Genomic DNA, 13,433 nt, shown 5'->3' on the forward strand with positions numbered 1-13,433 from the left:
CGTGCGGTCGCGGGTTCTGCCTCACCGGCCCGGGACGGCTTCGGCAGCGGCACGTTGGAGAGGTTCCTGGACGGGCGGGCCTGGCTGGACACCCTCGACGACGCCCTGACCGCGCTGCCTGACGTCATCCGGACCGGCCCCGGCGCCCTGGGCGCCCCGCTTCGCGGCGGACGGGAAGCGGTCAGGGCGGAAAAAGAAATCTGTGGCTCTTCGCGGCAACCTTTTCGGCCTCTCGGACCACTCAGTGTTGCCCGGCCAAGCGGTCCGGTCAGATGCGACGACTGAAAGAGAGCACCGACATGTCCCTTGAACGAGAGCACAGACATGTCCCCAGCCCACCCACGTCGTCGGTGGCGGCCCGCGCCGGCGGCCGCCGTGCCGACGGCCACGCCCGCGGTGGTCGCCCGAAGCATCGTGGCCGTCGGTTGCTCGCGCGTCGAGGTTTGTGGGCAGCCCTCGGAATGGTTGTCGTGGCCGGCTCCGCCGTGGTGGTCAACCAGGCTTCGGCGCAGCAAAAGACCCTGGATCTGAAGAAGTGGTACGTGCTGGTCAACCGCAACAGCGGCAAGGTGCTGGACGACCGCGCCTTCGCCACGAACGACGGCGCGGCGGTGGTGCAGTGGAGCCGTCATGGCGGCGCCAACCAGCAGTGGCGGCTCATCGACGCGGGTGACGGGTACTACCGGCTGCAGAACCGGAACTCCGGCAAGGTGCTGGACGACCTCGGCTGGTCGAAGACCGCCGGCTCCGCCATCGTGCAGTGGAAAGACCTGAACGGCACCAACCAGCAGTTCAAACTGGCCAAGTCGCCGGACGGCTACGTGCGTTTGGTCAATCGCTTCAGTGGCATGGCCGTCGAGGTCCACAACGCCGCCAAGGCCGACGGGGGCGACGTCGTCCAGGATCGCGACCGGGGCGGCGCCGACCAGCAATGGCAACTCGTCCCGGCCGGGAGTGTCGGCACGCAGCCGTCGTCAGCACCGTCTCCCGCGCCCGGTGGCGGCGGCTCGACGACACGTTTCATGGGCAGCAGCACGGTGCTCGTCGGCGGCTCGGTGTCCGACGCCTCGGCGGCCGCCGCGCCGTTCGACGTGCGCTACGCCTATGTGCACAGCCAGCCCGCGCCCTCGTCGGACTACTACTCGGCAGCGCGCTGCCACGACGGGTGGTCGGGCTGGTGGGGCTGCTGGACCGGCAGCACCACGGCGCCCGGCACGTACGTGACCTATCGGGACACCGTGGCGGCCGAGGCGACGTACAAGGGCAGTTCGCGTCCGCAGAAGATGCTCTGGACCTGGTACTCGCTGCGCGACCTCGGGGATGCGGCAGGCCAGGGCGACGGCCCGGGCGAGGTCCAGGCCATCAACAGGACCGACCTGCTCACCCGGTACCTGAACGACTACCGCTTCTTCCTCCAGAAGATCGGCAACTCGCACGACGCGATCGACCTCGAACCCGACTTCTGGGGCTACGTCCGCTCGCTCGGCAATCCGCACCAGGTTCCCGCGCAGGTCACGGCCTCGAATCCGACGGACTGCGGATCGCAGGAGAACAGCGCCACCGGCCTGGCCCAGTGCCTGATCTCGATGGCCCACAAGTACGCGCCGAACACCGCCGCGGGGCTGCACCTTTCCTGCTTCGACTGGCAGACCAACACACCGGCATGCGTCAAGGACTACGCGAACCTCGGGGCGAAGAACGCCGACTTCCTGGTCACCGACGTGTCGGACCGCGACGCCGGCTGGTACGCACAGCCGGCCCACGGTGGCAGTGACCACTTCTGGAACGACCAGAAGGCCGCCGCCGCGCTCGGGTTCTACAAGACGATGGCCGAGTCCGTGGGCAAGCCGGTCGTCCTGTGGCAGATCCCCGTGGGCAACATGGCACAGAACAACACCCTCAACCATTACAAGGACGACAAGGTCGACTGGTTCTTCGCACACATGGACCAGGTCGCGAACGCCCATGTCGCCGGGCTGCTCTTCGGTCCAGGGCAGCAGGAACAGACCACGGCCGAGACCGACGGCGGAAACCTGATCGGCAAGACCATCGCCTACCACAACTCAGGTGGCACAGCGCTCAAGTAGGCGAAGAAAGCACTCAAGTAGGCGAAGGAAACGAATGCGCCCCCATCTTCCCGATGGGGGCGCATTCGTCTTCTTCGTCAGCGGGTGGGTCTGGGGGCTGCCGCCCGGGATCAGGCGGGTCAGCGCTGCAGGGTGAGGACACCCGGCCGCCACGGCAGTCGGTCGTAGGGGCCGGTCGCCGTGGGGGACTTGCCCTGGTAGAGGAACTGCAGGTTGCAGGGGTCGATGGTCATGGTCTGGTCGGGGTTGTTGCGGACCAGGTCACCGTGGCTGATGTCGTTGGTCCAGGTGGCACCGCTGTTGGCCTTGCCCGCGAAGGGGTTGGACTCGGTGGCGGCCTGCGGGGTCCACGAGCCGCTCAGGCTGGAGGCCGTGAACGAGCGGAAGTAGCGCTGCTCGTTCGCACCCCGCGCCTCGACGATCATCAGGTACTGGTTCTGGCCCTGCACCTTGTAGACCTGCGGCGCCTCGAACAGGTTCTTCGTCGAGTCGCTCATGACCGTCGTGTACGACGAGCCGAAGCTGCCCGGGAAGTTCCCGATCGGCATGCTCGCCCGGTAGATCTTGCCGTTGTCACCGGCGAAGAACAGATACATGTTCTGGTCGTCGGCGATCAGGGTCTGGTCGATCGGGGCGGCGCCGGGGATGCTGCCGGTGAACAGCGGCTGCGGCGCGGACCAGCCGTTGGGGTTGCTGGGGTCGCTCGACGTACGGTAGACGAAGGGCGACGCGCCCCACTGGGACGCCAGCACCCAGATGTTCTTGGGCGCGAAGTAGAACAGCGTGGGCGCCACCGCGGACTGGCTCATCCCGGTCTGGCCGGCCGACGCCATGTCCGACCAGTTCGTGAAGGGCTTGAACATCATCGAGCCGTACGACGATCCCGACACGCTCGACGCGTAGACCAGGTGCTTGCCGTTGTACACCACGTCGGTGAAGTCCTTCACCGCGTCCCACCCGTTCGCCGGCTGCGCCAGCGCACCCGTCGACGTCCACCGGTACGTCGATGGAAGAGCACACGCACCGCCCGCCGTCGCAGGCGTAGAAGTCCTGAGGTTCCAGTGCTGGCGGGCGCCGCCGCCCGAGTCCCAGACCTGGACGGGAGTGCCGTTGGCGGTCCGACCGCCGGGGATCTCCAGCGCCCGGCCGCTGGCGACGTTGGTCAGCGTGTAGGAGCCGTCACTGTTGCGGTCGGCCCGCCAGTGCTGGTTAGCGCCGCCGTCCGAGTCCCAGACCTGCATCCTCGTCCCGTTGCCGGTCTGGTTGCCCGGCTCGTCCAGTACCCGGCCGCTGGCGACGTTGGTCAGCGTGTAGGAGCCGTCGCTGTTCCGGCCGGCCCGCCACTGCTGGTTGGCGGCACCGCTGGCGTCCCACACCTGGAGCGGGGTGCCGTTGCCGTTGTATCCCGCGGGCTCGTCGAGAACGCGTCCGGCGGCCACGTCGGAGAGCGTGTAGACGGTGCCGGAGGTGATGCCGCCTGCGTCCGGCGTGCCGCCGCTGCTGCCGCCCAGGGCGGTGAGTACCGCGTTGTAGGCGGGTTTCTTGTTGCCGCCCGCGTCGAACAGCAGCGGGTTCTCACCGGTGCGCCAGGAGTCGCTGTCGCGGATGCCCCACACCGTGATGCCCGTGCAGCGGGCGACGTTCATGCACGCCTGGACGGCGCCTGCGTACGCCGTCGGCGACGCCTGGGCGACGTCGAGCTCGGTGATCTGGACGTCCACGCCGAGCGCGGCGAACCTGGACAGAGTGGTCTGGTAGCCGGCCGGCGGACCGCCGGCGCCGAAGTGGCTCTGGAAGCCGACGCAGTCGATCGGTACACCGCGCGACTTGAAGTCCTTGACCATCGCGTAGACGCCCTGCGTCTTGGCGTCGGTCCAGTTCTCGATGTTGTAGTCGTTGTAGCAGAGCTTGGCCGAGGGGTCGGCGGCCCGGGCCGTGCGGAACGCCTCCTCGATGAAGCCGTTGCCCAGCACGTCCTGGAAGACCGAGCTGCGGTGCTGACCGCTGCCACCGTCGGCGAACGCCTCGTTGACCACGTCCCAGGCGTAGATCTTGCCCTTGTAGTGGGTCATCTCGGTGGTGATGTGGCTGTCCATCACACTGCGCAGGGTGTTGGCGTCGGTGATGGACTTGACCCAGCCGGGCAGTTGGGAGTGCCAGACCAGGGTGTGGCCGCGCATGCGCTGGCCATGCGCGGCGGCGTGGCCCACGATCGAGTCGGCCGGGCCGAAGTTGAAGTTCCCGCGGGAGGGTTCGACGGTGTCCCACTTCATCTCGTTCTCCGGGGTGATCATGTTGAACTCCCGGTCGAGAATGCTGGAGTACGTCGAGTCGCCGAGCCTGCCCGAGGACACTGCCGTACCGAAGTAGCGGCCACTGCCGGCCGCTGCACCGGCCAGGGTCGGCGTGCGGGCATTCGGCGTGTGTGCGGCCTGGGCGACCAGCGGTACGGCAGCACCAGCGGCGGCGAGGACCACGGCGGCGGCGAGCACGCGGCGAGTGGCCGGACGGCGGCGATGAGAGCGGTTCTGATCTGACAAGGGCATGTCCTTCTGGCACAACGGGCCTTGATCCGGCCCTGGTTACCCGCCAGTTGCCGCCACGCGCACAAAGGTTGCCGCGATCGAGGGAAGAGTTTTCACGGCCGCCGTCACCGTCCCCACCCAGGTCCGCACAGCGGCGTTCACCGGGTCGGGACGAATCCTCCCCGGACCGACGCGGAGCCGCCCGAACCCTGTGCGTCGACGCGGTAGCCGTCGCCCGCAGCACTGCGCACGCCGGTGGCGTGGTTGAACTGGGCGGCAAACTCATGGCTCCCGGCCGGCACGGTCAGGCCCGGCTTGAGGACCCAGCGGTAGACCAGGGTGCCGTCGGCCTCCTGGGCGGTGACGGTGAAGTCGGCACTCGGCAGGGTCTGCCAGGTGCCGGTGATCTTCACCCCGCCGGTCTGCACGATCCGCATCTCGATCGTGAGCGAGGTGAGCGGCTGGGCCGTCTTGAGGACGAGGTTGCTCTGCGTCCAGTAGACGGTGCTGTGCGGGTCCACCGAGCCGGCCGACCACAGCGGCCCGTTCTGGCTCTCGCCGGCGGCCGGCGATGGACTGGTGGCCGGCGGAGTCGGGTGCGCGCTGCCCGGGGTGGTGGCCGGGGCCGGCGCGACAGGGGTGGGGCGGGCCGATGTCGAGTGCGAGGAGCCGGCGGTCGGGGACGGGGTGGCAGGCGCGGTCACGGTGGCCGACGGCGACGAGTGCGCGACGATGGCGGCGACGGCGAAGCCGCCGGTCGCCAGGATGCCGGTGGCGGCGAGCCCGGCGAGCGCGACCCTGGTACCGGACCTCGCGAACGGCCGCGCGCGGTGGCGGACGGCGGGGCCGGCCATGCCGCGTTGCACCCGGGCCAGCATCCTCGCACGGTCGGGCCGGTGGGCCTCGGCGGCCTCGCGCAGCCGACGGGCGATCTCCTCGTTCACCGGTTCCTCCTCCCTGCCACCAGGTCCCCGACCGCTCGCGCGCCAAGAATCCTTTCCAGCTCGGCCATTCCCTTCGAGGTCTGGCTCTTCACCGTACCGACCGATATGCCCAGCGCCACGGCCGTGTCCTTCTCCGACAGGTCGAAGGCGTGCCGCAGCACCACGCAGGCGCGCTTGCGGAACGGCAGCCGGGCGAGCGCCGCACGGACGTCCAGTACGGCCGCCATGTCCGGCCCCTCCACCTTCTCGGGGCTGCGGGACCAGAACAGCGTGATCCGGCGTCGCTCGCGCACCGCGCTGCGGATCCGTCCCCGCGCCAGGTTGGCCACCACACCGCGGGCGTAGGCGACCGGGTGGTCGGCCTGCCGCAACCGGTCCCAGCGCTGCCACAGGGCGACCAGGGCATCCGCCGCGAGGTCGTCCGCCGCGTCGGTCTCGCCGGTCAGGAGGTGTGCCAGACGGGCGAGTTCGGCATAGTGGCGTTCGAAGAATTCGTGGAACTCCGCGGACGCGTCATCGAGGAGCATCCCCCGCCCTCTCCTGGCAAAGATGTGCGCGTTAGTTGCGCGTTTAACAATGGGGGCGCAGCCTAACAGTGCCCAGCCCGGGATTCGAACGGCGGGCGTGCTCGGTTGCGGGCCGGTGAAGGCTGACCGGCGGGCTGGTCAATGCCGGGCGAACTGGACGCCGGTCGGCTGCGCGAGGTCCGGCTGCACGGCGATGCCGTCGGCGGTCAGCCGCTCCCCGTAGATGTCGGTGATCCTGAGCGGCCCGCACCTCCGGCGCGGCCACCGGGTTCCGGTGGCCGATCACCTGGATCCCGCACCACGACTTGGTGGACCCGGTCTTGTACCGGACGGCGGTCGTGCCCGGCAGGTCCGGGCTCAGCAGCGACCAGGTGATCGGGAGCCGGCCCACCGACAGGTCGGCGAGCTTGGCGAACGCCTGTCGGCTGAGGCCGAGTCGCCCCTGCGCGCACGGCCACGGGCAATCGTTGACGATCCGTGCCGTGATGGTGGCTCCGCCGGCCGCGCGGACCAGCACGTAGGCCCCGCACGCCTTGGCCGACTCATAGTCGGTGACGTTCATCGCTGCGATCACCAGGTCGTCGGACGCCCCGCACAGGCAGGAGCCGCTGCCGTCACCCGCCGCGTAGGCGGTGGCGACTCCCTGGTAGCGGACGGCTGGTCTGATCCGTCCGGCCAGGGCCGCCGCCCTGGAGCTCGCGGGCGCGGTGCTCCCGGCCGAGGCCGTCGGAGTGGCCGAAACCGAAGGCGACGGCGTGGCCGAGGCCGGAAGCGTGGGACTGGCCGAGGCCGTCGGCCGCACCGTCGCACTCGCACCGCCGCCCGCCGCCGACCCGGCATCGGACGGGGCGGCCGCCCGTGCGCCTGCGGCGGACGCGTCGGCTGCCGTTCCGGCACTGGTTCCGCTCCCCGTGAGGACGGTCAGGGCCAGGCGTGCCGGCACACCGACGACCAGCGGCCCCAAGGGAATGCCCGTGACCAGTCCGCGCCTGCGCCACGGTTGCGGCGCGGCGTGCTTCGTTGCCCTCATGCCCGTCCATCCGGTAGTTCGACTCGGCCTTCCGGCTCTCAGTTGCCGCAGGGGACGAGAAGGTTGCCGCGCCGACGCTGATTTCCCGGCGACCGGTGCACGGCACGAAAGGGATCTGAAGAACATCGGGTACGGCGGCAACCTTTCCCTCCCGAGCGGCCACCCAGGGGCGCACCAACCACGGCGAGCCGCAGTCAGCGGCGCCACGCCACCCGTATCCACGCACTCCGATCGGGAGCCCCACGTGTCACCTGACGACTCGACAACCGCCGAGCAGCCGATGCCTCGGGACCGTACGCACCGCCGCAGCCGAACGCGCCGCCGCATGGTCGCGGGGGCAGTGGCGGTCCTCGTGGCCGGCGCCGGCGCCGGGGCCCTGGCGCTCAGCGCGGGCGCCGCGCCGGCCGTCGACATCACGGTGGATGCCGGTACCTCCCTGGGCACGGTGCCCAGCACCGGCGTCGGCCTCAACACCGCCGTCTACGACCCGAACATGAACGACGCCACGGCGTCATCGCTGATGAAGGCCGCCGGAGTCCGGCAGCTGCGCTTCCCCGGCGGCTCGTACGCGGACGCCTACCACTGGAAGACCCATACGCTCACCGACGGCGGCTGGGTCGCGCCGGGCACCGACTTCGACCACTTCATGGCCACCGCGAAGAGGGTCGGCGCCCAGCCGATCATCACCGCGAACTACGGGTCTGGCACACCCCAGGAGGCCGCCGACTGGGTCAAGTACGCCAACGTCGACAAGCACTACGGCGTGAAGTACTGGGAGATCGGCAACGAGATCCCCGGCAACGGGTACTACGGCAGCAAATGGGAGGTCGACAACCACGCTGACAAAAGCCCGAGGGCGTACGCGAACAACCTGCTCGCCTACGCGAAGGCGATGAAGGCCGTGGACCCGACGGTGAAGATCGGGGCGGTGCTCAACACGCCGGGCTCCTGGCCGGACGGAGTGAAAGCTTCCGGCGACGACGCCGACTGGAACAACACGGTGCTCTCCATCGCGGGCAAGTCGATCGACTTCGTGATCATCCACTGGTATCCGGGCGGCACCGGCACGGCGGACCTGCTGAACACGCCCGCCAAGATCGCCGGCGCCACCTCCGCGGTGCGCTCGCTGGTCAACACCTACGCGGGTGCGCACGCCGCCTCGGTCAAGATCGCGGTCACCGAGACCGACAGCTCCATGTCGCCGGCCCTCACCAGCCAGGCCGCGGCCCTGTTCGCGTCGGACACGTACATGAGCTGGCTCGAACACGGCGCCGCCAGCGTCGACTGGTGGGACCTGCACAACGGCATGGGCACAGCACCCACCACCGTCAACGGCGAGTCCGACTACCTGGACCAGGGCGTGCTCTCCAGCGGCAAGTGCGTCGGCGGGAAATGCGAACCGGCGCGTGAGACGCCCTTCCCCACCTACTGGGGCATCCGCTCGCTGACCGCACTCGCGCAGCCCGGCGACACCATGGTCAAGGCGTCCTCCAGCAAGCAGTCGGTCGCCGTGCACGCCGTGCGGAGCAGCAACGGCGGCCTGAACGTCATGCTGATCAACAAGGACCCGCAGAACGCGGCACAGGTGTCCCTCTCCTACGCCGGATACACCCCGGCCCCGGGAACGGTCACGACTGTTTCGTACGCCAAGGGCGACACCGCCCTGACCACGGCGACGCGAGGAACGGCGGCCGCACAGACACTGCCCGCCTACTCGATCACGACTCTCCAGCTGAAGCCCTCGTCGGCGACCACTCGCACTGACACCCCGTCTCCCGCCCCCACGCCGACCGCCGCCACACACACTGCCGCTGCCCCGGTCGCCTCCGCCTCAGGCACGATCGGCACCCGAGCGCAGGCCACGGCGGCCGGCGCACCCCTCGGCCGGCCGGACCGGAACAGCACGGCCGGCGACCTGGCTTCCACCGGGATGAGCGACGCTGTCACCTACAGCGCCGTCGGCGGCCTGCTGGCCATCGCTGCAGGCTCCGTGCTGGTACTTCGCGTACGCCGCAGCAGGACTTCGCACGGCGGGTGAACCCACGCCGGCGGCCGACGGCCGGCCAACGGCCTCGGGGGCAATGGGGGGGCGGGGCACGGTGGCCTGGGGGTAACGGGACGGGGCGGCACGGTCCAGGGCACGAGTCACATCTCCCGATCGTGCCGCCCACCACTGGCAGTTCCGTCAGCCCCGTTCACCTTGCCGGGCGATGCTCAGCGGGCGGCCAGCACCAGCGCCAGTCCGATCAGCGCGGGAACGGTCTGCACGAAGACGATCTTTCGGCCGGCCGTGGCGCCACCGTGTCGCTACGCGGCGCTGCCCTCGGGCAAGGTCGCGAGCCACAACCTCGCGCAGGGCGAGCAGGTCGTCTTCCCGGCACCGCTCGGCAAGACCCTGGAAGCGGTGAGCGCGTTCCGCGCCCCGCTCACGGCGAAGGACCCCGGCCGCGACGCGTGCTGGGGAGGGGCCAGGGCCTGTATCCAGTTGCTATGAAGCCGGGGGCGCGACACCTGGTGTCTTCAACTCCGGAAGCCATGAAGCGATCGATGCCGCGCATCTTGTCAAATATTCAACGGACTTCTAGAGTCCGGCGCTAGAGGGAGCGTGGGACCGCTCCCCCCGCCTCATGTCATCCGAGCAATGGAACCGCGATGTCATCTGCACTTCCCAGGCCTGGACGCCTGATAGTTGCCGCCCTGGCGGCGCTGTCACTGCTTCTCCTGGGACAGCCGCAAGCCCACGCGGCGTCCTGGGGAGCCCCCCAGACCATCAACTCGTGGAACACCATCAACGGACGGTGGACCGCCAACAACGAGCTGGAGACCTACACCCCCGACTGCGTCTGGTACGAGGGCAACACCCTCGTCGTCAAGACCTACAGGTCGGGCAGCACGTACTACTCGGGCCGCGTGGAGTCCAAGGCACTCTACGGCTACGGCACTTACAGCTTCACCGCGAACATGCCGGGCGGCCAGGGCCTCCTGCCTGCGGTATGGGCGGCCTACCTGAATCCGTGGCTGCCCGAGTTCGACGCCGCCGAAATCGTCGGCCAGAACCCGAACACCGTCTACCAGACCTCCCACGACTCCAACAACGCCCAGACCCAGTTCTCGAAGACGAATTCTGCGGGCTGGACCAACGCGTACCACACGTACTCGTTCACCTGGTGGCCCGATCACATCGACTTCGCCGTGGACGGCACCATCACCGGCACCAAGTGGTACACCACCGCCCCGGGTGTCGGGATGCACTTCATCGTCAACACCGCCGTCGGCGGCGACTGGCCGGGCAACCCCAACGACTCGACATGGGCCACAGCAGACGGCGCGAGGTACCTGAAGGTCTCCTCGATCACATACACCCCGTACCAACCGTAAGGGTTCCGACAGGGCGAGGCAGGTGGACACGGTCCAGCGTCCCGGGGATCCGCCTGGGGCCCCGCTGCAGGTGCGTGTGGGGGACGAGTTGGTGATCACTCTGCAGGGATCACCGGCCTACGGGGGACGCCGGTCGAGGTGGTCAAGCGAGGCGGAGCTGCGGTCGACCTCGTCGTTCCGCTGGGATCGGTTCGGACGGCGGACGCGGCTGTGGTGGCTGCTGGTGCACGTCGAACCGTCGTAAGGCGTACGACCGTTACGGAACCACGGTGAGCATCAGCTGCCAGGCTCGTGAGGGCGGACCATGCGGGTCGGGGATGTAGGTGTCGGCCGACGTGAGGTTGGCGGTGCCGGCGGATGCGGATCGTCGTGCCCACGCGCTCATGCTCCCGTTGCGGGCGACACAGGGAAATCCCCTTTGGCGATGCAGAGGAAACCCTGTGTTTTTGCTGGGAGTTGACTGTCGTCCGTAAATTCTCGGTTGCTTTGCGCCACGCTGGCGCCTTCTCTCTTGTTGCGTGACATGTCCGGTGCAAGCATCCCGGGTTGCGAACACGCGCTCCATCGGCGTGAACGTCCTTCTCCCCCTCGTGCCGGGTGAACCCCGGCTGCCCGAAAGGATGTTCCGTGTCCCGATCCCGACGCAGACGCAGACACAGACGCGGCCGAATAGCCGTGGTCATCGCGATCCTGACGGCAGTCCCCGCTCTCTGGCTGGCCGCACCCGCGGCCCACACCCCGGTGGTCCACCGCTCGGCTTCTCCTACAACGTGACGTGCCCGGACACGCTCACCCTGATCAGCCACGGCGACAACTGGACGGGTGACGCCACCTGCACCCGCTACGACGACGTGACCCTGTCCGGATCCACCGCGTCGTCCTCGGAGTGGGCCGTCGGCCCACCCCACCTCACCCCCGCCCCCAGACGACAAGGGGTTTCCTCATGCCGCGCACCGCTGTTCGCAGATCCGTGGCGACCGCCACCACCGCCCTGCTCTCGTTGGGCGGTCTCCTCCTCGCCTCGCACCCGGCGCTGGCCGATGTCGCCAACGGCGGCTTCGAGTCCGGCAGCCTGACCGGCTGGACCTCCGCTGGTACCACCGCGGTGGTCGGCTCCGGTGCCCACGGCGGGACGTACGCCGCCCGCGTCGGCGGCACCTCGCCCACCAACGGCGACTCCTCGATCGCCCAGACCTTCACCGCGCCGACCGGCGCCACTCAGCTGTCGTTCTGGTACAGCGTCACCTGCCCCGACACGGTGACGTACGACTGGGCGACGGCCACCCTGGCCGACACGACGACCGGCACGACGACGACCGTACTGGCCAAGACGTGCACCAGCAGCCAGGGCTGGAAGCAGGTCACCTCGGCGGTCACCACCGGGCACAGCTACAAACTCACGCTGATCAGCCACGACGACAACTACGCGGGCGACCCCACCTACACCCTCTACGACGACGTCGCCTTCACCACCTCCACCCCGCCGCCCGGTGGTCCGACCCAAGTCAGCACCGATCCCTTCACCAACTCCTCCAGCCAGCACGCCACCGAGCTGGAGCCCGACACCTTCGCGCACGGCAACACGATCGTCGCGTCCTCGCAAGTGGGCCGGTTCACCGACGGCGGGTCCTCCGACATCGGCTGGAACACCTCCACCGACGGCGGCACCACCTGGCAGCACGGCATGCTGCCCGGCATCACCACCTACCAGGGCGGCAGTTGGGCCCGCGTCTCCGACCCGGCCGTGGCCTACGACGCCAAGCACGGGACCTGGATGGTCGCCGGGCTGGTCATCGACTCCAGTGTCAACGGCGCCGGCGTCAGCGTCAGCCGCTCCGCCGACGGCATCAGCTGGCAGAACCCGGTGATCGCGGTCGGCAACGACGGCCAGGGCTACGACAAGGAATGGATCGTCTGCGACGACTCCACCGCCAGCCCGTACTACGGCACCTGCTACGTCGAGGTCGACATCACCTCCTCGGGCAACGCCGTGGTGATGAGCCGCTCCACCGACGGCGGTGCGACCTGGTCGGCACCGGTGGCACCGTCCGGAGGCCCGAACGGCCTGGGCGGCCAGCCCCTCGTCCAGCCCAACGGCACAGTCGTAGTGCCCTACTCGGCAAACGGCAGCTCCGTCAACGCCTTCAACTCGACCAATGGCGGCGCCAGTTGGTCCTCCAGCACGCTGATCGCCAACGTCTCCAGCCACGGTGTGGCCGGCAACCTGCGTGACGGTGAGGGCCTGCCGTCTGCCGAGATCGACGGCTCCGGCAAGATCTACGTCGCCTGGCAGGACTGCCGCTTCCGCTCGGGCTGCCCGGCCAACGACATCGTCTATGCCACCTCCACCAACGGCACGTCGTGGTCGTCCGTGACCCGGGTCCCGATCGACGCCACCACCAGCGGCGTGGACCACTTCATCCCCGGCATCGGCGTCGACCCCACCACCTCCGGCAGCACAGCCAAGATCGGCCTCTACTACTACTTCTACCCGAACGCCAACTGCACCGCCTCCACCTGCCAGTTGGAGGTCGGCTACCTCTCCTCCGTCAACGGCGGCAGCACCTGGAGCAGCCCGACCACCGTCGCCGGGCCCATGTCCCTGTCCCAGATCGCCGACACCACCCAGGGCCGCATGGTCGGCGACTACCTCTCCACCTCGGTCATCGGAGGCAAGGCGGTCTCCGCCTTCGCCGTCGGCAAGGCACCGGCGGGCGGGCAAGCCTTCGACGAGGCCCTCTACACCGCCGGCCCGCTCACCGTCACCGGCGGCAGCACCGCCTCGACGACCCGCGGCGCCGCCACCGTTCCCTCACCACACATCACCAAGCCCCTCCCGATCCGGCACTGACCTGGGAAGGCACACGGTGCGCCCCGGCGGCAACGCTGGGGCGCACCGTCCCTATACGTGCGGGAACCGGGCGCCGGACCAGGACGTCACA

At 69.3% G+C, this 13,433-nt stretch carries 9 protein-coding genes; 5 read left to right on the plus strand and 4 right to left on the minus strand.

The features are described from left to right. The first annotated feature begins 461 nt into the window (after positions 1 to 461). Positions 462 to 2,087 (plus strand): RICIN domain-containing protein, encoded by a 1,626-nt coding sequence (locus AB5L52_RS20885; RefSeq protein ID WP_369365554.1) that lies wholly within the window; start codon positions 462 to 464, stop codon positions 2,085 to 2,087. Positions 2,088 to 2,206: 119 nt separating this feature from the next. Here AB5L52_RS20885 and AB5L52_RS20890 read toward each other — a convergent pair whose 3' ends face one another. From AB5L52_RS20890 to AB5L52_RS20905, 4 genes are all read right to left on the minus strand, one after another. Next, complete coding sequence (locus tag AB5L52_RS20890; RefSeq protein ID WP_369365556.1) at positions 2,207 to 4,633, minus strand: non-reducing end alpha-L-arabinofuranosidase family hydrolase; 2,427 nt, start codon at positions 4,631 to 4,633, stop codon at positions 2,207 to 2,209. A 137-nt stretch (positions 4,634 to 4,770) separates the two neighbouring features. After that, on the minus strand, positions 4,771 to 5,556 hold the full coding sequence (locus AB5L52_RS20895) for a hypothetical protein (RefSeq protein ID WP_369365558.1): 786 nt from the start codon (positions 5,554 to 5,556) through the stop codon (positions 4,771 to 4,773). Beyond that, the gene (locus AB5L52_RS20900) at positions 5,553 to 6,083 is read right to left on the minus strand and encodes a SigE family RNA polymerase sigma factor (RefSeq protein ID WP_351033375.1); all 531 of its coding nucleotides are present in this window, start codon (positions 6,081 to 6,083) and stop codon (positions 5,553 to 5,555) included. The genes AB5L52_RS20895 and AB5L52_RS20900 overlap by 4 nt, the downstream gene beginning before the upstream one ends. 43 nt (positions 6,084 to 6,126) lie before the next feature. Beyond that, entirely contained in the window at positions 6,127 to 7,113 is a 987-nt protein-coding gene (locus tag AB5L52_RS20905) for an expansin EXLX1 family cellulose-binding protein (protein WP_369365561.1), read from the minus strand. Positions 7,114 to 7,357: 244 nt separating this feature from the next. Here AB5L52_RS20905 and AB5L52_RS20910 point away from each other — a divergent pair, with 244 nt between their 5' ends. The 4 genes from AB5L52_RS20910 to AB5L52_RS20925 all read left to right on the plus strand — a co-directional run bounded on the left by AB5L52_RS20910 (position 7,358) and on the right by AB5L52_RS20925 (position 13,342). Continuing rightward, complete coding sequence (locus AB5L52_RS20910; protein WP_369365563.1) at positions 7,358 to 9,151, plus strand: cellulose-binding protein; 1,794 nt, start codon at positions 7,358 to 7,360, stop codon at positions 9,149 to 9,151. Between the two features lie 252 nt (positions 9,152 to 9,403). Then, the gene (locus AB5L52_RS20915) at positions 9,404 to 9,607 is read left to right on the plus strand and encodes a hypothetical protein (protein ID WP_369365566.1); all 204 of its coding nucleotides are present in this window, start codon (positions 9,404 to 9,406) and stop codon (positions 9,605 to 9,607) included. A gap of 158 nt (positions 9,608 to 9,765) precedes the next feature. Further along, positions 9,766 to 10,491 (plus strand): glycoside hydrolase family 16 protein, encoded by a 726-nt coding sequence (locus AB5L52_RS20920; protein WP_351033366.1) that lies wholly within the window; start codon positions 9,766 to 9,768, stop codon positions 10,489 to 10,491. A gap of 943 nt (positions 10,492 to 11,434) precedes the next feature. After that, positions 11,435 to 13,342 (plus strand): hypothetical protein, encoded by a 1,908-nt coding sequence (locus tag AB5L52_RS20925; RefSeq protein WP_369365568.1) that lies wholly within the window; start codon positions 11,435 to 11,437, stop codon positions 13,340 to 13,342. Positions 13,343 to 13,433 lie beyond the last annotated feature (91 nt).

It is taken from the genome of Streptomyces sp. CG4 (assembly GCF_041080655.1).
Lineage (GTDB): Bacteria > Actinomycetota > Actinomycetes > Streptomycetales > Streptomycetaceae > Streptomyces.

Coding starts and splice junctions, on each gene's coding strand:
- AB5L52_RS20885 (WP_369365554.1), top strand. CDS start 462: ATGGTTGTCGTGGCCGGCTCCGCCGTGGTGGTCAACCAGGCTTCGGCG.
- AB5L52_RS20890 (WP_369365556.1), bottom strand. CDS start 4,633: ATGCCCTTGTCAGATCAGAACCGCTCTCATCGCCGCCGTCCGGCCACT.
- AB5L52_RS20900 (WP_351033375.1), bottom strand. CDS start 6,083: ATGCTCCTCGATGACGCGTCCGCGGAGTTCCACGAATTCTTCGAACGC.
- AB5L52_RS20905 (WP_369365561.1), bottom strand. CDS start 7,113: ATGAGGGCAACGAAGCACGCCGCGCCGCAACCGTGGCGCAGGCGCGGA.
- AB5L52_RS20920 (WP_351033366.1), top strand. CDS start 9,766: ATGTCATCTGCACTTCCCAGGCCTGGACGCCTGATAGTTGCCGCCCTG.
- AB5L52_RS20925 (WP_369365568.1), top strand. CDS start 11,435: ATGCCGCGCACCGCTGTTCGCAGATCCGTGGCGACCGCCACCACCGCC.